Annotated in this window: 21 protein-coding genes, 3 tRNA genes and 2 pseudogenes; 15 read left to right on the top strand and 11 right to left on the bottom strand. The window is 44.4% G+C overall.

Annotated elements, in window-relative coordinates; translation table 11 throughout:
- Positions 1 to 9: 9 nt before the first annotated feature.
- Complete coding sequence (coaE, locus tag ACFQ3J_RS11570) at positions 10 to 606, top strand: dephospho-CoA kinase (protein ID WP_251581782.1); 597 nt, start codon at positions 10 to 12, stop codon at positions 604 to 606.
- Positions 603 to 1166 (top strand): lytic transglycosylase domain-containing protein, encoded by a 564-nt coding sequence (locus ACFQ3J_RS11565; protein WP_091154640.1) that lies wholly within the window; start codon positions 603 to 605, stop codon positions 1164 to 1166. The genes coaE and ACFQ3J_RS11565 overlap by 4 nt, the downstream gene beginning before the upstream one ends.
- Before the next feature lie 78 nt (positions 1167 to 1244).
- On the opposite strand, the gene ACFQ3J_RS11560 is transcribed toward ACFQ3J_RS11565, so the two are convergent.
- Positions 1245 to 1469: an alpha/beta-type small acid-soluble spore protein gene (locus ACFQ3J_RS11560; protein ID WP_091154643.1), complete on the bottom strand. Its 225-nt coding sequence runs from the start codon at positions 1467 to 1469 to the stop codon at positions 1245 to 1247.
- 115 nt (positions 1470 to 1584) lie between these two features.
- Between ACFQ3J_RS11560 and nrdR the strand changes: the two genes are divergently transcribed.
- Positions 1585 to 2052 (top strand): transcriptional regulator NrdR, encoded by a 468-nt coding sequence (gene nrdR, locus ACFQ3J_RS11555; RefSeq protein ID WP_091154645.1) that lies wholly within the window; start codon positions 1585 to 1587, stop codon positions 2050 to 2052.
- A gap of 138 nt (positions 2053 to 2190) precedes the next feature.
- Here the strand turns inward: nrdR and ACFQ3J_RS11550 are convergent, their stop codons facing one another.
- The gene (locus ACFQ3J_RS11550) at positions 2191 to 2916 is read right to left on the bottom strand and encodes a cupin domain-containing protein (protein WP_251581780.1); all 726 of its coding nucleotides are present in this window, start codon (positions 2914 to 2916) and stop codon (positions 2191 to 2193) included.
- Positions 2917 to 3024: 108 nt separating this feature from the next.
- Here ACFQ3J_RS11550 and ACFQ3J_RS11545 point away from each other — a divergent pair, with 108 nt between their 5' ends.
- The 7 genes and pseudogenes from ACFQ3J_RS11545 (at position 3025) to ACFQ3J_RS11515 (ending at position 7645) form a co-directional block, all read left to right on the top strand.
- Entirely contained in the window at positions 3025 to 3450 is a 426-nt protein-coding gene (locus ACFQ3J_RS11545) for a VOC family protein (protein WP_251581779.1), read from the top strand.
- A gap of 169 nt (positions 3451 to 3619) precedes the next feature.
- Positions 3620 to 3692, top strand: a tRNA-Ala gene (locus tag ACFQ3J_RS11540).
- 364 nt (positions 3693 to 4056) lie between these two features.
- Positions 4057 to 4569, top strand: coding sequence for a hypothetical protein (locus ACFQ3J_RS11535; RefSeq protein ID WP_251581777.1), 513 nt, complete (start codon positions 4057 to 4059; stop codon positions 4567 to 4569).
- 397 nt (positions 4570 to 4966) lie between these two features.
- Positions 4967 to 5248 (top strand): annotated as a pseudogene (locus tag ACFQ3J_RS11530) (ATP-binding cassette domain-containing protein); the annotation flags it as partial.
- Between the two features lie 158 nt (positions 5249 to 5406).
- Positions 5407 to 5679 (top strand): hypothetical protein, encoded by a 273-nt coding sequence (locus ACFQ3J_RS11525; protein ID WP_251581775.1) that lies wholly within the window; start codon positions 5407 to 5409, stop codon positions 5677 to 5679.
- 121 nt (positions 5680 to 5800) lie between these two features.
- Positions 5801 to 5873 (top strand) — tRNA-Lys (locus ACFQ3J_RS11520).
- A 260-nt stretch (positions 5874 to 6133) separates the two neighbouring features.
- On the top strand, positions 6134 to 7645 hold the full coding sequence (locus tag ACFQ3J_RS11515; protein WP_251581773.1) for an FAD-dependent monooxygenase: 1512 nt from the start codon (positions 6134 to 6136) through the stop codon (positions 7643 to 7645).
- Between the two features lie 19 nt (positions 7646 to 7664).
- On the opposite strand, the gene ACFQ3J_RS11510 is transcribed toward ACFQ3J_RS11515, so the two are convergent.
- Together ACFQ3J_RS11510 and ACFQ3J_RS11505 are read right to left on the bottom strand one after the other, a co-directional pair.
- Positions 7665 to 8705: a TIGR03943 family putative permease subunit gene (locus ACFQ3J_RS11510; RefSeq protein ID WP_251581771.1), complete on the bottom strand. Its 1041-nt coding sequence runs from the start codon at positions 8703 to 8705 to the stop codon at positions 7665 to 7667.
- Positions 8706 to 8723: 18 nt separating this feature from the next.
- Complete coding sequence (locus ACFQ3J_RS11505; RefSeq protein WP_251581769.1) at positions 8724 to 9743, bottom strand: permease; 1020 nt, start codon at positions 9741 to 9743, stop codon at positions 8724 to 8726.
- 236 nt (positions 9744 to 9979) lie between these two features.
- Here ACFQ3J_RS11505 and ACFQ3J_RS11500 point away from each other — a divergent pair, with 236 nt between their 5' ends.
- A complete protein-coding gene (locus tag ACFQ3J_RS11500; RefSeq protein WP_251581767.1) occupies positions 9980 to 10504 on the top strand; it encodes a VanZ family protein in 525 nt (174 codons plus the stop codon).
- A gap of 740 nt (positions 10505 to 11244) precedes the next feature.
- Here the strand turns inward: ACFQ3J_RS11500 and ACFQ3J_RS11495 are convergent.
- The 3 genes from ACFQ3J_RS11495 to ACFQ3J_RS11485 form a co-directional block, all read right to left on the bottom strand.
- On the bottom strand, positions 11245 to 11313 hold the full coding sequence (locus tag ACFQ3J_RS11495; RefSeq protein ID WP_379293314.1) for a hypothetical protein: 69 nt from the start codon (positions 11311 to 11313) through the stop codon (positions 11245 to 11247).
- A 66-nt stretch (positions 11314 to 11379) separates the two neighbouring features.
- Positions 11380 to 11697, bottom strand: a complete 318-nt coding sequence (locus ACFQ3J_RS11490) for a hypothetical protein (protein ID WP_251581765.1) — start codon at positions 11695 to 11697, stop codon at positions 11380 to 11382.
- Between the two features lie 93 nt (positions 11698 to 11790).
- Positions 11791 to 12720: a S66 peptidase family protein gene (locus tag ACFQ3J_RS11485; protein WP_091154701.1), complete on the bottom strand. Its 930-nt coding sequence runs from the start codon at positions 12718 to 12720 to the stop codon at positions 11791 to 11793.
- Positions 12721 to 12900: 180 nt separating this feature from the next.
- Here ACFQ3J_RS11485 and ACFQ3J_RS11480 point away from each other — a divergent pair, with 180 nt between their 5' ends.
- The 3 genes and pseudogenes from ACFQ3J_RS11480 (at position 12901) to ACFQ3J_RS11465 (ending at position 14769) form a co-directional block, all read left to right on the top strand.
- On the top strand, positions 12901 to 13803 hold the full coding sequence (locus tag ACFQ3J_RS11480) for a LysR family transcriptional regulator (RefSeq protein WP_091154703.1): 903 nt from the start codon (positions 12901 to 12903) through the stop codon (positions 13801 to 13803).
- Positions 13804 to 13896: 93 nt separating this feature from the next.
- A pseudogene (locus tag ACFQ3J_RS11475) lies at positions 13897 to 14523 on the top strand (5-methyltetrahydropteroyltriglutamate--homocysteine methyltransferase); the annotation flags it as partial.
- A gap of 162 nt (positions 14524 to 14685) precedes the next feature.
- Positions 14686 to 14769: transfer RNA gene (locus ACFQ3J_RS11465), tRNA-Leu, on the top strand.
- 348 nt (positions 14770 to 15117) lie between these two features.
- On the opposite strand, the gene ACFQ3J_RS11460 is transcribed toward ACFQ3J_RS11465, so the two are convergent.
- The 4 genes from ACFQ3J_RS11460 to ACFQ3J_RS11445 all read right to left on the bottom strand — a co-directional run bounded on the left by ACFQ3J_RS11460 (position 15118) and on the right by ACFQ3J_RS11445 (position 18107).
- On the bottom strand, positions 15118 to 15948 hold the full coding sequence (locus ACFQ3J_RS11460) for a DJ-1/PfpI family protein (protein WP_251581759.1): 831 nt from the start codon (positions 15946 to 15948) through the stop codon (positions 15118 to 15120).
- 135 nt (positions 15949 to 16083) lie between these two features.
- Positions 16084 to 16731: a DUF2306 domain-containing protein gene (locus ACFQ3J_RS11455; RefSeq protein ID WP_091154707.1), complete on the bottom strand. Its 648-nt coding sequence runs from the start codon at positions 16729 to 16731 to the stop codon at positions 16084 to 16086.
- Positions 16732 to 16783: 52 nt separating this feature from the next.
- Positions 16784 to 17818, bottom strand: coding sequence for a DJ-1/PfpI family protein (locus ACFQ3J_RS11450; protein ID WP_251581757.1), 1035 nt, complete (start codon positions 17816 to 17818; stop codon positions 16784 to 16786).
- 67 nt (positions 17819 to 17885) lie between these two features.
- The gene (locus ACFQ3J_RS11445) at positions 17886 to 18107 is read right to left on the bottom strand and encodes a hypothetical protein (protein WP_251581755.1); all 222 of its coding nucleotides are present in this window, start codon (positions 18105 to 18107) and stop codon (positions 17886 to 17888) included.
- 206 nt (positions 18108 to 18313) lie between these two features.
- Between ACFQ3J_RS11445 and ACFQ3J_RS11440 the strand changes: the two genes are divergently transcribed.
- Positions 18314 to 19000: a response regulator transcription factor gene (locus tag ACFQ3J_RS11440; protein ID WP_251581753.1), complete on the top strand. Its 687-nt coding sequence runs from the start codon at positions 18314 to 18316 to the stop codon at positions 18998 to 19000.
- Position 19001: the final 1 nt, after the last annotated feature.

Genomic DNA, 19001 nt, shown 5'->3' with positions numbered 1-19001 from the left:
GGTGAACACATGAATATAGGACTTACAGGCGGGATTGCTACGGGGAAGAGCAGTGTTTCCAGGTATCTTGTGAGCCTCGGAGCCATTCTTATTGATGCCGATCAAATTGCTCGGGAAGTGATGCTTCCCGGGCACCCCGTGCTCGCTGCTGTTATTGAAAGATTTGGACAAGCTGTTCTGAATGAGGATGGAACGCTGCATCGAAAGAAACTAGGAGAGATCGTATTTGGAAACTCTGCTGAATTAAAGGCACTAAATGACATCACTCATCCTGCCATTCGTCAAGAGATGCGGGAACGTATGCGAATGTTTGAGCAGGAACAGCCTGATAAGCTGGTTGTATCCGATATTCCATTACTCTACGAATCTAGGCTGTCAGAGCAGTTTGAGCAGGTGATGGTGGTCTATGTGCCAGCCGAAGTTCAGCTGAAGCGACTGATGGAAAGGGATGGAATCAGCAAAGAGGATGCTCTTAGCCGATTGAATGCACAAATGGATATCGAGGAGAAGAAGCGAAGAGCGGATATTGTTATCGACAACAGCGGAAGCATGGAAGAAACGAAGGCGCAAATATTAAAGTTTTGGCATGACAAAGGCTTATCATGAAGTTATTACGCAAAAAAAGAAGTCTGCTTGTCCTATTTATTGCCTTTGTACTCTTGTTATTTTTAAATACAAACTGGATGTCATGGTTTTATCCTATCCATTATAAAGAACAAATTCGCACCCATTCCGAGAATTACGAGGTGGATCCTTTTTTGGTCGCCTCCATTATTCGAGTAGAGTCCAATTACAAGCTGAGCAGGGAGTCTAAGAAAGGCGCGATCGGATTAATGCAGCTCATGCCCGATACAGCCAATTGGATCCTTGAAACAGCAAAACTAGACAATGTCACACTCGAAGAGCTGAAGCATGAGCCGGACGCCAACATTCAGATGGGAACCTGGTATCTAGACTATCTGTCAGATCATTTTGAAGGCAATCCCATAGCAGCTATTGCAGCCTATAATGCAGGACAAGGGAATGTAGGGAGCTGGATCAAGGAAGGTAAATGGGACGGTCATCTGGATACCATTGGGGAAATTCCCATCGGTGAGACGAGACATTATGTCCAGCGCGTCATTTACTATTATAATCAGTATAAGGACATTTATAAGGAATTTTAATTATAGCGTGAATAATAAAAGAAGCACTGGACAGGCTTAACAGGTCAAGCCATGCCCAATACTTCTTATGAAATCTTATTATTGAAATTGTCCAGCTAGTTGTTGTTCAGCGATTGTTACAAGACGTTTAGTGATGTAACCACCGATCGAACCGTTCTCATAAGATGTCATGTTACCTTGGTAACCATCTTGTGGAATACTGATTCCAAGCTCTTGAGCAACCTCATATTTCATTTGTTCGAGAGCGCCATGTGCTTTAGCGACTACCAATTGGTTGGAGTTACCGCTGCTACCTTGTGCCATTGCTTTCACCTCCTTGCAGGTTGGTAAAAGTATTATGTCTCGCATCTCGATTTTTCATGACTTTTTTATTTAAAAAGTGATTGGTAACTATATGCAATTAAGGAGGTGAGTGAGCTTGAAGTGTCCGTACTGTACTTATAGCGGTACCAAAGTGCTTGATTCTCGCCCAGCCAATGAAAACAAATCCATACGCCGCCGCAGAGAATGTGAAAAGTGTAATCGAAGGTTTACTACCTTTGAAACGATAGAAGAGACGCCTCTGATTGTAATCAAGAAGGATGGAAGCAGAGAGGAATTCAGCAGAGAGAAATTGCTGCGAGGACTGATTCGTGCCTGTGAGAAGAGGCCTGTATCCGTGGAGCAGCTCGATTCCATTGTGTCAGAAGTAGAGAAATCTCTGCGTAATACGGCGATTGCCGAGGTTGAGAGTCGGGAGATTGGAGAGCTCGTCATGGAGCAGCTATACCCTGTGGATGAGGTCGCCTATGTTCGTTTTGCTTCGGTCTACAGACAATTCAAAGACATCAACATGTTTATGAAGGAATTGAAGACGCTGTTGTCTAAAGGTGTAGATGAAGACTAGATCTTAAAGCTTTGGTTGATCAGGTATAAATTCAAGCAACTAAAATGAAAGCCTTCAGGCTCATTACTTTGAGCTCCGAAGGCTTCTATTTTAAAGTGATTGATGTAAGTCTAATACAATGCATTTTCAAATTACTTTTTAGTCATTGTTACGTTGTCCATTTCCGATGATTTGACGGGAGTAGCCATCTTTTTTCATCTGGCCTGAATAGCTTTGAACTCCTTGCATACTAGGAGGACCCTGTATCATATGTTCTTGATATCCCTGCGGTGCCATCATGGGATTGTTGTAGGATGTTCCCTGAACTCCGGTTTGCGGCTGATGGTATTTGTTGCAGTCTGCAGGAGGGCCAATGACCGTCGTATCTTTGATTGGAGCAAGCGTTTCTTTCAACATGGCTTCATCCAGACAATAAGTATGGGCGATGGTATTCGTTGGTGCCAGGCGCAGGAAATCAGATATTCCGATAAATTCAGGCTGCCGGGCATCAAAGATGGCGATGATCTTTGTATTGTCCTTATTCGCAACCTCCCAATGAATCCACCCTTGGGGAACAAGTACGGATTGACCAGGACCTGCAGTAAAGTTAAGTACCTCTTTGGTAAAAGGATTAATAAAGGAGACCACCGCTTCCCCAGTCACAACATAGACAAGCTCGGATGCATTTTGATGCACATGGGGTTCCACTACATTGCCTCTGGTTAAATTGATATCTAGAAGAGAGGCTTCTCCGATTGTATTCATCTGTTGTCTGCCAAGAACGTTGATATAGTTACCACTGTCTTTGGTAAAGAACCGATTCTTATTTACATCATCAAAAAACTGCACATTTGGTGAAGTGTAGTCCATATAAGTCACTACCATTGTTGTCACTCCTCCGCTTCGGTTTCTGTTTTACTGGTAAATGTATTCAATTGGGCGTAGGATGGTGCCTAGAGATTCAACACTTATGACAAGGGGAGGAAATTAGTAATGAAACCGTATATAACCGTCCTTACACTCGGGGTAAATGATCTGGAGAGATCGCTTGAATTCTATAGAGATGGACTGGGATTTCCTACTGAGGGAATTATCGGTAAGGAATTTGAGCATGGAGCGGTTGCTTTTTTTGAATTGCAGGCTGGTGTAAAGCTCGCGATTTGGGATCGAAGAGACCTTGCCTATGAAGCTAAAGTACCGCTGACTTCTCCGAGCTCAGCTGAAATGACGATTGGACATAATGTGGGCAGCAAGGAAGAGGTGGATTCCGTGATGGAGCAGGCACGTAAAGCCGGGGCCACGATCTGTGATCCTGCACATGAAACGTTCTGGGGAGGATATTCCGGGCACTTTATGGATCCCGACGGACATTTGTGGGAAGTGGTGTGGAACCCTGCTTGGGATATAAGTGAGGAATGACAATGATGAAAAAATGCAGATGGGCCAAGGTATTCAATATAAGTGTAATTAATTAGCTTAAAATAGCAGGGTGACATATTGCCTAATTATACCGAGTTATGTTACACTAATTTTTGCGTACTAGACGAATGATTTTAAAGTGAGTCTTGTAAATATAGCTTCATATGATGGGGCCTTAGCTCAGCTGGGAGAGCGCATCGCTGGCAGCGATGAGGTCAGGGGTTCGATCCCCCTAGGCTCCATACTCGTAGAAAAACCGCTATTTTAGCGGTTTTTTTCGTTTTTCTAGTCGGTGACTGTCTACGGGGACACTTCGCAGATATGCGCTCCCCTTATCGCAGCGATGGGCGCGGTTCCTGTAATTTGTTAAATATTAATCTACACCTTTGAACGCGAAATTGAATAAGAATAATTATTTTGGTAGCGTAACTAATGCATATCATATATCGTATAAAGAGATCCGTTCAGGATATGACAACTGAATGGACTTTCACTTTTACAAACAAAATTATATATAAATCGTTACCCTCGAACAAGTATCGGCAACGCTAATTAATTTATGTTGAATATCCGTGTTAATTTTCTAACAAGGAGCTTGATATAACATTGAAAACGAAAATTTTATTGCTTATGATTTTAATTTTACTAATCCTTTCAGGATGCTCTGATAAAACAGCTCATGTGAGTCTTCAAGATGAACTAGATAATGTGCTTAAAGAAGCAGATATACATGCTGAGCGAATACTACATTATGAAATAAAAGGGAATGGAGTGGTCGCTTTTTATGTAAAGGATAACGGCATTGATTCGAGTTATGTGGAGTATAATTCTGGAAAGTGGCAACTTGTAGATAGTTCTGGCAGCGCGTCTTTAGTGGAAACAGATCTGCCGATTTCTTATGTTTGGGAGTATACAAATGATAAGCCGTTTAGGGCTGTTTTTGGCTCAGTAAATCAAGAAAGAATAACCCAGGTGAAGGTAAATGGGGAGCCTGCAAAAATAATAAAGTTTGGAGATGGGACCACATTATGGTACGCAATTCTAGAAGAACCTTACTCTAACGAAGATAAACTAGAGGCATTCTCCGATAGTGGGGAAATGGTCTATAAGAAAGAGTAGTAGTTTTATTTGTGTCTGATTCGGATTAGGGGGTTCGATCCCCCTAGGCTCCATAACTAACAAACCCATTAAACACTGGTAATTCTGAGTGTTTAATGGTTTTTTTATGTCCAGATCGTGAAGAAACAAGAGTGAAGTCAAACGTTTGACGACCTCGAGAATTTTTCCTTACCTCCATAACAAATATAATTGCTGGACGTGACTGAACCCGCCTTTGGTCTAGTTCAAGCGCAGTCTGCGGGCGGAGGTTTTGGCTCATCTAAATTTATATAATCAACTTGATTATATAACTCATCGGATCCAAAGTTGGCGAAAGATCAGCACAATCCAGGATGCCGGGAAGGAGACGGAAGAAGTGAAAACATTAATTGAATTTAGAAATGTAGCGAAAGAATGGGGAGGCGAACAGCAAAGAGTTGCCCTCGCGAGAGCTGTGGCGAAGAATCCCTTGCTCTTACTTTGTGATGAGCCCACCGGAGCGTTGGATTACGTAACAGGCAAAGCTGTTTTGAAGCAGCTTCAAGATTTAAATAGAAATATGAAAAAGTGTGTAGTCTTGGTCACACATAATTCCGCTATTGCTCCTATGGCCGAAAAAATTATTAAGGTTAAGAGCGGAAGGATTGAGAGCATCACGCTAAATAACACGAAGCAAAGCGTTGAAGGGATTGAGTGGTGAGTATGAAATTATATCTAAAGCTAGTTATGAGATATTAAAGAGCAATTTCCGGATAAATCATTATTAATTAATGTCAAAAGCAGTGATCCTGCAGAAGGAGAGCTTCTGGCCGCATATTTATCACTACGAAGCAACAGAATTTACTGTCGAAGGACACGATGAAGAGTTGTTTGCTTCCTTATCTGTCTGTTGGCTGGACCGGTTATATGCCTGCTGCATGCGAGCATACTCAGCTCCATATTTCGGATAAGCTTGCACCTCTGCTATGGGGCTGGCCTGATAAATTTCTGAGCCGGATGGATCAAGCTGATTCTCGTGTTAATGTCGTCGTAGGCGATGGAAGTGACTTTTCGGGAGGATTTGATACGCCAGAGGATATCAAGAAACTTCCTGATCATTATTCTGGTGGTATATGGACGAACCCGTATTAATCAGATTTCTTCTCCTATATCAATAAAATGCTTGATTTATTATTTTAATCTGTTATAATAGATTTTACTGAGTTGTTAACATTAATTTATGTAACAACTGCCTTTAGCGGCATGAGCTTACGGACTCTTAGCTCAGTTGGTAGAGCAGTTGACTCTTAATCAATTGGTCCAGGGTTCGAGTCCCTGAGAGTCCATATATTTGACTAAAACCCTTACGTAGTAAGGGTTTTTTTATGTTTTCAAACTCAAAAGGATATTGTTTTTCGAATATAGAAAGATTCGTGTCCCTCAGCTCTTGTGGTTTACAATACATAATGGGATATTCAGGGCATATATATTGCTTAGCAGTTATGGCTCAAGGGTAAAATAAAGCAATCTTACCATACATAACGTACGACATTGTTAATTAATACGCTTCCTTATATAAGGATGAAGTACAGGAGGAATCAGACAAATGAACCCTCAAGTATTGATTGTCGGCGCCGGTCCAACGGGCTTAGTGCTGGCTTTGGCATTGCAGAAGCAGGGAATCCCGTTTCGTATCATTGACAAAAACAGCGGAACAGGAGAAGCCTCTCGAGCGATTGTCGTTCATGCGCGAACACTGGAGTACTACCAGCAGCTTGGACTTGCAGATGAATTGGCTCAGCGGGGAATTCCCATCCAGGAACTACAAATTCGTAAAGACGGGGAGCTTAAAGCGCGCATGAAGATGGGGGATATTGGACTTGGGATAAGTCCCTATCCTTATGTGCTCAGCCTTCCTCAGGATGAGCATGAGGAGGTTCTTGAAAATACGCTGAAGGAGAGAGGGGACCGTGTGGAGTGGAACACGGAGCTTGTTTCTTTCAGTGAAGAAGGAAATGCGGTTCATGCAGTGCTTTCGAAGGACGAAGTGTACGAGGAGGCCCTATTCCAGTATATGTGCGGCTGTGACGGCGCTCATAGTACGGTGCGCAAAGGACTGGAGCTCTCATTCTCCGGCGGAACCTATGAGCAGATATTTTATGTGGCTGACGTGAAGAGTGCTGTCCCCATTCATGGCCTGCATGTAAGCTTTAACAATGACGGATTCTGTCTCACAGCACCGGTGCGCACGACCGGATATGTCAGATTGATCGGAATTATTCCGAAACCGGTGCTGGAGCAGGGACTTCCGGAGGATTTTTCCCCTATTGCTCCCTATGCGTCTCATAATACAGAGGCGGAGATTCAAGATGTAAACTGGTTCTCTACCTTTAACGTTCATCACCGGGTCAGCGAGCATTTCCGTAAGGGACGAATCTTTATTGCAGGAGATGCAGGGCATGTCCATAGTCCCGCAGGAGGACAAGGGATGAACACAGGTATTGGGGATGCGATGAACCTGGCCTGGAAGCTTGCCGCTGTTCTTCAGGGAGAAGCAGACGAGCAAATTCTGGATTCCTATGAAACGGAAAGAATCGGATTCGCAAGAACCCTTGTAGCAACGACAGACCGAGCATTTCAGATTATGGTGGGCAAGGGAATCAATACCAAATTAGCGATGGAGGTGGTCATTCCGTTTTTTGTACCTGTCCTGTTCCATCTCCCGCCAGCCCGGAGAAAAGCATTTGAAATGCTGTCCCAAACACAGATTCATTATCCTGACAGCCTGCTAAGTGAAGGCAAAGCCGGCCATCTGCACGCAGGCGACCGTTTGCCATGGGTAGAGATGTCAGAGGACAATTACAAGCCGCTGCAATCCATGAAATGGCAGATACATGTCTATGGTCAAGCAGTTCCGGAATTGGCTCAGTTTGCTGTCGATAATTCCATCCCAATCTATGAGTTCAACGACCGAGCAGCGATGAAAAAAGCAGGCATTCCACTCAGCTCCCTATTTCTTGTCCGGCCGGATGGATATATCGGCTTTGCTCAAGCGGTGCAGAATGTGGAACAGCTTGTCACCTATCTGAACAAGATAAAAGTTAAGATGTCGAACTAATTGAATACGGTCAAACTTATCATAAAATCCTTACACTCAGCGGATAGACGTACGGCTGATCGGGGGCTGTTGATTTCTTCCATTCCGTGATGCGAATAATAGGCAGCTTGGTTCCGTTATGCATCGTCGTATCGATCACACCGGTAGCTTCAATCCATGTATCCTCCTCAAGCGGAGCTGCTTGTGGAAATTCAGCCAGAAAACCGATCAGTGCGGCATCTGCGATACAATGGGTAATTAAAAACCTCGATATAACGAGTTGGTTTTCCGAGAGTTCTTCATCCCGAAATACAAAACCGGACAGCTGAATGGATCTGCCAGTGTAAGCATCCGGCGTGTTAGCAATACGTTCATAATAGGAAGCAAAAAGATGCTCCTGCATCACAATGGAGCGTTTCTCCTCCAGGTCCGCCATGATTTGCTCGAATTCATCCCTCGATACCGTGTTCTCCATAACGCCTTCATCCTCAGCATGTTCATCAATGATGGCTCCTTCAGATGAAGGGGCTTCCGCAAGCTCTGTATGCTGGTTAGCCAAATCAGGCTCTTCATTTAACGCTTCGGATCTGGCTGTTTCTGTAGCTGCTGATTCTTGCTGTGAGCCGGTTAACAGCAGCATACCTCCTTTTTTATCTGCGATGGAAGCGTTCAGAACCTGAGGAGGTACAAGGAATCCAGCAGCCAGTGGGAATATAATAATTGCATAACCGATGAGTTTCTTATAATTTATCTTGCCATCTCCGTGATCATGATGACAGTGCTCCTCTCCGCAATGGTGAGATTCATGCGGCTGGATTAAATTGCCCTGTTTTTCCTTAGAAGGAGGATGATGAATGTGTTCATGATGGGTATAGTTATGCTTCATTATTTCCCAGCCTCTACTGAGCTGAATCAGAAACAGGCACGAAAATAGGATAGCGGCGCTTAGACTGAGCAGCTCATATTTTGGATTAACGAACTTTAAGATTTCACCGGTGAAATGCAGCCGGAACAGCATGATCGAAAATAGCAGCAGGATGCCAGCTCGAAGGAGCTGTTGTCCATTCCATTTGATGTTCATGAGCGGAACGAAGCCTCCTTATATATAGGGATTAAGCAGCATAAGTGATGTAAATATGGTAAGTATGACGAGAGCGAGAAGGCACACAACAAATCGGGTACGAAATACACTAAGCATCATAATTGTGTTCTTAAGATCCAGCATGGGTCCGAAGATAAGGAATGCGAGTATTGGTGTTGTACCGAATAAATGGCTAAAGGAAGAACCGATAAACGCGTCTGCTTCCGAGCATAAAGACAGAACAAAGGCGAGTCCCATCATGACAAGGGTAGATGAAGCCATATCTGTGCCCATACCGAGCAGAGTTTTGGCAGAGACGAAGGTTTGAACTGCTGCTGCGATAAAGGCTCCGATAATGAGAAACTTCCCCATGTCAAAAAATTCGTCAATGGAATGATGCAGCATATGCTTGATGCGTACAGCAATAGAAGACGTTTTTTGCTGACTACCGTGTGAATGATACTGAGCATTGGACACGGATTGGGCCGAGGTAAATCTGAATTGATTCCCATCAAATGACATGCTCACCGCAAAGGTAATCAGCAGAGCAATCAAGAACCCGATGCCCATACGAAGCGCAGCCATTTGCAAATCGTTGCCAAAAGCCATGTAGGTGGAAGCAATGACAATCGGGTTAATGAGTGGACCGGTAAGCATAAAACCGACACCCGCGTAGAGCGGCACTCCTTTTTGAATGAGCCGTCTTACGATGGGTACAATACCGCATTCACAGGCGGGAAACAGCGCACCGATAACACAGCTCATGACTATAATGGCAGGCTTGCTTGTGGGGAGCCATCTCCGAATATGATCTTCTGTCACAAAAATTTGAATAACGCCGGCGATCAGTACACCAATCAGTACGAACGGAAGTGCTTCGATGAGTATGCTTAAGAAGATGGTGTTCAGCTGAAGAAGACTGGATGGAATATGAAGTGCTCCTTGCCACATGGAAATGAAGAGAACCAGCATTAATGAGAAGCCTAGCAGGAGGAATCCGCTGATTCCTACATATGAAGCACGTGATAAACGGTACATAATGACCTCCCCTATCTGGAATGGAGTTATGATTCTATCATTTTGCTCTATTATTCTTACTATATGAAAGCCGATGAAGAATAAGAACTTCATAGATTGATAATCGTAACATTTCCGAATTGAGATCCGAATCTGATTCTCTTAAGAAAGATTTAAGAATTTATTCCCTTGATCTTAAAAAGAATCAGATACTCTGTACTCATTAGGAATTTATGTACAACGAGGGAGTAATGATTATGAAACAAAAAATTCATCTGTATCCTGTGCTCATACTAGGTTTGCTGCTGCTATATTCCTATGTAGTGATCAAGGTCATTTTGTTTAAGTTCGGAACTGTTGATCTTGATATACTCGGCGAGCTGTTATACAGGGTCATAGAGAATCCAGCTTCTCTGAGTCAAACGATGAGCTATAGATCCAATCTGATATTGCTGCATACGATAAAAGATAGTTTGGAGCATCCAACAACACATAATTTAATCAACCTGTTTGGTAATGTAGCCATTTTTATCCCGTTTGGATTTTTGGCAGGGACGATGCTCAAGCAGCTGAGCTTTGTCGTTGTCATGCTGCTGTCCTTCAGCTTTAGTCTGCTGCTCGAATGCGCACAGATTGTTTTTAGTATGGGGACCTTTGACGTTGATGATCTGCTGCTGAATACATCGGGAGCATTTATCGGATATTTACTATGGAAGCTGTGCAAGGTGCTTATCAAGAGAGAGGAACCTTCAGCATCTCCAAATAAAGAAGTAGATGGATAAGTGTAAGTAGAATAAGATCTGCCGCTAGTGGACAGGCTGTTTTCAAACTTAATTACAACTGGGACTGGGATTATAACCCTGTATTCTACTCTATTGATAAATTTGCAGTAGCTGGGATGGAGGATATTCTATAAGACCTGGATCGCTAGGGTGGGGCGGAGTAAAGCTTGATATTGGACACGATCATAGTGGAAATCTAGTAGTTAACAATGCAATCGGTGAGTATTGGCATAAAAGACTGCAGGTTGGCACCCCTTCAGTCACTTTTAGCGTGAAGGATGGACCATCTTTAGGTCTTTCTGTATTATGGGTATGAGGGAACAAATACTGCATTCACTCAAATGAAGTGGCATCAGTATGATTACTTAATTCAATAATGAAAGTAGGTATGACATATGGACGGCTCCGATGTCCTAACACTACTCATTGTGTAGTCGTTTCCTTTGGTTTTATATGGAGTTTAATTGATTCTATACGTGAAAATAAAAAACAACAAAGTTAATCTCATGCATTTTATTTACTTTGTTAACTCTCATTTTCGTCTTATCAAATTAAAAGCGGCTGTCCCAAAAGTAAAACTTTTGAACAGCCTTAGCTTTAAAATAGTATAGAGTGTAAAAGGCAAGGAGCTAAGCGGTATATTATCGCTTAGCTCCTTGGATTTTTGGCGTTCACCACTATCCTTTTCAAGGGCGAGGGAAAACCACCCACCCTCGGGCAGTGTAATTATCTTCTAACATCTATTGCAGCTGTTTTCGTTTCGTTATCCACATAAATGTAAGCGCCAAGGCTTCACCGACTGCACGCAGAGGTACATAGGTACGACCATTAATCAGAACTCCGTTATTGATTCTTTTTTTCGGATGTCTCTATGATTAATGCTGTTTGTTGTGTGGAACGAAAATAGTGATCCACCAAAATAATATATACACGTATCCAAGAGAGACATAGATAGACCATAGTGATCCTTCGCTCAGTTTGTGCAATAGATGCTCAAATTCGTTATATCCTGCGGATCTCCCAATGCTGTTATATATACTGACTAAGGGTATAGTAAGAGTCATTATTATCGCGATGATCGCGAAGGGGACTCTTTTCTTTCGAAACAAGCTAATAACAGCCGTCACAAGAGTAGCAAGCAGTAAGAGATATAAGAGAATCCAGAACCAGTCAGGCAGCGTTTCCCATTCCATTATATACCCTCCATACCGTTCAATGATCAAAGCTTATTATAACCCTCTCAATTATATACAAAATAAACAATATGATATCCTTTATTTAGTTGATTATTGTCCGACACTAACCGTCGGCTCAATGACCGTGAGTGTATTCTCATAGGTGTTCAAATTTACCGTCGCCCCGATCGGTATTGCGGCTTTGTATATTCCGTGAGCGGTGGTCACATTGGTCATAAGCGGCTTGCCTAGCGGTACGATGACTTCTTCAATTAACTGCTGGTAGGAGACTCCATAGGCCTCTAGACATCCCGTGCATTCTCCCATCACAATACCCGCACATTCCTGCAATTTATTCGCCAGCAAGAGATGGTTCAAATAACGGTAAATCGTATTCGTTGGTTCATGCGTTTCTTCAAGCAACAATATTTTGTCCCGTACATCAATCTCATAGGGAGTTCCAATTGAATCTATAAAGGAAGCTAAATTCCCTCCAATGATAGGACCGGTTACATTGCCTTGAATCCTGCTGATTTGAGGAATGCCGGGAGGGTTCGTAATCTGTCTTTCAAGCTGAATAGTAGAGGTGGCGTTAAAAAATTGGTCGAAGTTATATGCAGGTGTTTGCGGTGCGAAGTCAATAAGCATGAGGCTCTGCAGTGTAATAAGGTCCGCGTATTGATAGAGGACATTCAGCAGAATTGTAATATCACTATAGCCAGATACAATTTTGGGATTATTGCGAACCACATTATAGTCAAGGTAGGGAAGAATGCCGGCAACACCCGTGCCGCCGCGCGTAGCCAGAATTAATCTGACCTCTTCATTCTCAAACATGCTCATAAGGTCTGATGCCCGCTCCTCATTGGTGCCTGCGAGGAACCCATTCGAATCATATACATGGTTGCCAATAACCACATTAAGTCCTGCTGTCCGAAGGATCTCTATGCGGGCATCAATGGTGGCGGCGCTTAATGGGCTTCCTAATGTAACTAGACCCACGGTATCTCCTGCTTGTAAAATAGGGGGAGCAACAGCCATATTTCGACCCTCCTTATATGAATCCCGATTCCAAGTGTGCATTTAATGATGTGTATGGAGATTTACGATGAATTATGTTCTTCGGTCTTCTGTAAATGAGTATTAGTTTAATTTACAACCATTAGAATGATAAAATAGAGCAAGGCATATGTGAGCACTAGCGAAGAAAGTAGGAGAGTTATGACGACACTACAGCAGTTAAAATATGTTATTGAAGTCGCGAACCGCGGTTCCATGAATGAGGCGGCCAAGCGGCTGTTTATATCTCAGCCGAGCTTGTCCAAGGCGATAAAAGAGCTGGAGGAAGAGATTGGTATCACCATATTTGAGCGGACAAATAAAGGAATCACCCTGTCAATGGAGGGCGCTGAATTTATGGGGTATGCCAGACAGGTGACAGAACAAGCAGAGCTGCTAGAGAGCAGATACCGGAACGCGAAGCCGTCCCCGCAGCACTTTTCCGTCTCTACCCAGCATTACGCCTTTGCCGTCAATGCTTTTGTTAAGCTGGTGAATGAGCACGGATTAGATGAATATGAGCTGGCGCTTCGGGAAACCAAGACTTATGAAATTATTGAAGATGTCAAAACACTGCGCAGCGAGATTGGAATCTTGTATTTGAATGAGTTTAATGCCAAGGTAATCAATCGACTCCTGGATTCTGCCAATTTGCAGTTTCACAGTTTGTTTGTCGCGAAGCCGCATATCTTCATTAGTGTCCATAACCCGCTGGCGAAGAAGCCTATTGTTACCATTGAGGAGCTAGAGGAATATCCTTATTTGTCCTTTGACCAAGGCGAATATAATTCTTTTCATTTCTCTGAAGAGATCTTAAGCACGCTTTCACATAAGAAGAGCATTCGTGTCAATGACAGAGCAACGCTGTTCAATTTGCTGATCGGTCTCAATGGGTATACAATTTCAACCGGCGTCCTCAGTGCAGACTTGAACGGAAATGATATTATTCCCGTACCGCTGGATTGTAAGGAAACGATTAACGTGGGGTGGATCGCTCATAAGAATGCAATGATGTCCAAGCTGGCGGCGGCTTATGTGGAGGCACTGCATGAAGCGATTTTATAAAGAACTTTCTTCGTCCGGAAGCCTTGAAGAAAGCAAGAGCACAATTTCAAAATGGAGAAATCTCTCAAGAACAGCTGACACATCCTTGCATACTATAAATTCTTGAAAGACGTTGCAGGTGATGATGTTGTAGCCGTCAAGCCATTCCAGCTCCTGCTCAGTTCTTGTTTGAGCTGAAGCGCGGAGAGTATCGTGAGCTTACAGCCAAGATATATCCTAATAACGATAATCTTGTCAGAGACACGGCAGAGGCATATCGCCAAACGATTCTGGCATTCTACGAGCTCGGCTGCCGTAGTATTCAGCTGGATGATTGCACATGGGGCGCACTCTGCGACCAGGGCTTCATTGGTATGTTTACGAACAATGGAGGAGATATCAAAGCTCTTGCTGAAACTCTTGCCCGTGTCAACAGTGAAGCGATTGCTGACCTCCCACAGGATCTTGTGGTCACGACGCATGTTTGCCGCGGTAATTACAACTCTACATGGGCTTCCTCCGGGGGATATGAGCCGATTGCTGAAACATTGCTTGGCATCAATAACTACGATGCGTTCTATCTTGAATTCGATACGGATCGAGTATGTGGATATTAATCGGATTTGCCTTAGCCCGCAATGCGGATTTGCTTCAACAGAAGAGGGCAACCTGCTTACGGAAGAACAGCAGTGGAATAAGCTTGTCTTCATTAAAGAAATAGCAGACGAGATATGGAAATAATAGATTTATAGCTGATTCATCAAAACGTAGGAGACAAGGAGCAGCCTTTGTAAGGTCTGCTCCTTGAATGAGTTGTGAAATGGATTCATCTATTGAAATTTGCTATATAACTTGCAATGTATAGAACGAATCGCTATAATATGAGAGTGGTCTATTAAATATGCGGTCGTGGCGGAATTGGCAGACGCGCACGGTTCAGGTCCGTGTGGGCTAACCCCCGTGGAGGTTCGAGTCCTCTCGACCGCATCACTTTATCAATGACAGGTTTCTGAACTGCTTTTTCTAGCAGTGAAGGAACCTTTTTGTTATTCGATATCTTTAAGCTGGTGCTCATTACCTGGGCAGAAGAAATCGTTGAACTGTAATCCAAATGAGCGTAAATATTAGCTGTAGTGAAAAAATGACTATGACCGATCCATTCCTGAAATTCCTTCATACTCACGCCATTTGCCATTGAAGAGTAGAAGGCCGAGTTTCAGTCGGAACCTTCAGGTGAATTCAACTACAGGTAGCTTTGAGCATAAACTGCAACAGCGGCCAGGCTAGGTCTTTCGCATCCTAGTCCGCCGCTGTTGCTTTTTTCGGATCGGTTTTTTACTTTTCGGCAGTGCTCACGGAAATAGCAGCTGGTTGTTTTTCTTCAGACGCTTTTGGACTCGTATTAAAGTCGACCGGCGTAATGCCTTCCGCTTTCCACACCGTGCCTCTTTTCTCGTACTCAAATAACTTTTCTACGGAATTCGCGACTTGGGGCCCTAATTCACGATCGACCAAATACAAGGCCACGTCAAGTCCCGAAGTCACACCTCCCCCGCTCACGAAACGAGGACTATCTTCAACGACTCTTGCTTCAATCGGAATTGCACCGAGAGCTCCTAACGCAGCCATGCCGATATGATTGGTTACCGCATGTCTATCTTTCAACAAACCTGCCATTGCAGGTATCAATGTACCTCCACATACGGTAGCCACAGTGATTTCTTTATTGTTAAAAGCTTGTTTCAACATACCCGGTAAGTCTGTCTTCATGGCCTGCGCTAATATATTCGGAACAGCATCTTCCGAATTTCCCGCCGGCTTCCCTGCAGCTCCGGGCACCAAAATAATTCCCGGACGGTTTGGGTCTAATGCGGCTTGCGCTTCGAGAGCGGGCCCATTCAGACCGCTCGGGACAGAACGCTTGCCTTCTGCAGAAACCAATTCTACAGTAACTGCTCCTTTTGAGTACATTCCCGCGGCAGCGAATACTTCATATGGCGCTAATGCGTCCAGCAGATCGAAACCATCGAATAATACGACTTGAACATGCGTAGTTTTCTTGTCCTTGGATGCATCCTTGTAATCTTTTGTATTCGCACTTGCTGCAGAGGCAACTAGACCTAGAACCAGTGCAAACGACATGAGCAATCCCAATATTTTGTTCATCCTTATACCTATTCCTTTCGTTTAGCTCAAGGCATACAACTGAACGTAATCCCTTACCCTTAAGCGATTTTTTTGGTGTTGTTAATAAAACCAGTACACTACTCAAATCATGCGGATGTGAGTGGGCCACCTCATTTAAGGGGTAACCACTGCCTCTCTGGATCGGCCGATCATTCTGATTATAATGTTAGGAATGACCAGCAGCAGCACAATGGAGCCGTAAACACCAATGATATAGCTGGTAGCGTAAACAAGACCGAATCCCTCATGAAAAAGAGAAGTGATGAGATGAATCAACATGTTCGTAAAACAAAAGGCGTAACTTCGGATCATCCAGTTCCGGTGCCGGATGATGCGTTTCTTTTTGATTTGTACGAGCGCCATACTGGTTATGAGCAGCCATATCATGTTTAGCGCATTGAACCCCATGCTTGTTATTTTTCCTCCGGTAGCGTAAGGCGCCATGTACCCGGAAGTCAGCACGACAAGAAGTACGGACACCAAATAAATGTAGCCGTTTATGCGATGGAATTTGCGGCTTTTTTCAAAGATTCGATTGGAAAAGTTGAGCAGCCCCGCCGCCATGGCGATGCAGGCAAACGCAACATGAACGCGCATAACGTTTAACCAGACCGGGAGATTAAGCTCGCGCTTCAGTCCGGTTTTATGGCTTAAAAAATCCCCGGCTCCGGGATCGATCATATAATTCTGCGTCAAGGCGTACATGATGTATACAATGCTGACACAGGCCAATATTCCGTATAATGTTTTCCGCTTCTTCATGCAATCCAATACCCCCGCGGCTTCACTTTTATTGCTTATACACATTTCCGGGTTAGGATACCCGTTTGCCTGTTAATTTGGATGCCGGCAGTATGCCGGCCCTGGCGAATCCGGTCATGTGATCTCCGCCCACGGCAGCTTCGAATTTCAGATTTAAGCGCATGGGTTTCGTGATTCGCAGCGACCAGGTAAGCTTATTGTCCTGTAGTAAAGGGTTTAAAAACTCGACGGTCTCATCCCCTTGTGTTGCCTTGCCTTGGATCGTCCCATTCCTTATGGAGATGGAGAGCTTGACCTCCAGTTTCCCAACAGGCGTAGCGATTGTCGTATCCCAATCCCCGTCAAAGTCAGATTCCCTGGATGATTTTATATCCAGGGTATCGTAAGTCATCCCCGCTTTGTTCATCGCAATGTTCGTTTCTTCGTCGGTCACTGCCATTTGAGAGCTAGGCGCAATGCCTTCTTCTCGCCAAACCGTTCCTCTCCGTTCATATTCGAACAGTTGCTCTACCGCGTGTGCGATGCGCGGTCCAAGCTCGCGTTCCACGAGATACAGCGCTACATCGAGTCCCGAAGTAACACCGCCGCCGGACACCAGGTTGCCGTTGTCCACTACACGTGCTGAGACGGGAATGGCGCCGGTTGCTCCAAGTACATCCATGCCCAGATGATGCGTTACCGCCGGTCTGCCCTCCAAGAGCCCTCCCATGGCCAGCAGCAGGGAACCGCCGCAAACCGTGGCGACGATGAGGTCTTTTTGCCCGATTGCCTGCCCAATCATTCCAGTCAATTCTGTATTCATTGCCCGCGACAAAATAGCCGGGGGCGAATCGGGGCCATCTCCTTCAACGTCGCCCGACGCGCCAGGTACGAGAATGATGCCCGCACGTTCCGGGTTCAGTCTGCCGCTTGCTTCAATTCTTAACCCGTTGATGCCGCTAGTGACTGATCTCGGCCCTTCAGCGGTGACGAGTTCTACGCTTAACGCGTTATCAGCATATATTGCAGCGGCGCAAAAAACCTCGTAAGGCGCAATGGCATCCAGAAGGTCAAAGCCATCAAAAAGCACGATTTGTACCGTTAACATCCATAAACCTCCTCGTATTCAAAGTCAGTACGTTGATCCTCGAACCTGCGGGTCGATCAGGGGAAAGTTATTTTGTCAGAAGATCCTTCAGCCTGTGATATTCCTTCTCGTCGATTTCACCCCTAGCCATCCGGCCTTTTAGAATCAATGCGTTGTCACCGTCTTTTTGATTGGATTCTTTGTAGCGATGACGAATCGCATAGATTCGAACTGCCACCAAAGAAAAAAGCGTGAGACAAAATAGAGCACCGAATGGAAAAAACGAGAAACTGCCGTGTTCCAAGCCCATGTCATCCTCCTTCATCCGTTTTGCGTAGAACGAGCCCTCACTTGCGATATTTGCTTTCCGTGCCCGCAAGAAGAAGCATAACAAACGAGTCTCTCAAACGAAGTTGCAAAAAGGTCACAAAACAATAAACAATTCATCACAAATCAGGTGGTTCCGTTAGTTTCTTGGGGAAAAATGATAAACTAGTATTCAAAGGTGGGATATTCATGAGCGAAGTAAGTACGATACTGGTTGTAGACGATGATCAAAGCATTGTCGAACTATTGAGGGACTTTTTAGAGTACGAAAATTTTCGCGTTATAACCGCTTGCGATACCGTTCAAGCGTGGGCTTTATTTAAGCAAAGTTCCATTCATTGTATAGTTCTTGACATCATGATGCCGGGACAAAACGGGTTTGAGCTATGTCGCAATATTCGGGCGGAGAGTAACGTTCCGATCCTTTTCTTGAGCGCACGCAGCGACGATGTGGACAAGATTCGAGGGCTGACTCTCGGCGGCGATGATTATATCGTCAAAACCGCTTCACCCGGCGAGATCGTAGCCAGGATAAAAGCTGTATTGCGGCGTTCCGTTTCCCAGCTGCAAATGGATGAAAGGATCTTGGATTTTGGCCGCATCAAGCTAAATCTATCCACAAGAGAAGTGATCGTGGATGGGAAGAGTGTAGTGCTCACGCCGAGGGAATATGAGTTGTTGCGATTATTTGTCGAACACCCCAGGCATGTTTTTTCATATGAACATATACTTTCAAAATTTTGGGATGGGGTGGGCGACAGGCATACGATTCGGGTGCACCTCGGTCGACTTCGCGAAAAAATCGAATCCGATCCGAACCATCCTCAATACCTGGTCAACGTATGGGGAATAGGGTATCGCTTTGAGGGAGGATAAA

The organism is Paenibacillus provencensis (assembly GCF_042678545.1).
Lineage (GTDB): Bacteria > Bacillota > Bacilli > Paenibacillales > Paenibacillaceae > Paenibacillus > Paenibacillus provencensis.
Note: the sequence above shows the minus strand (reverse complement) of the source record. Positions and strands in the feature narration are given on the sequence as shown.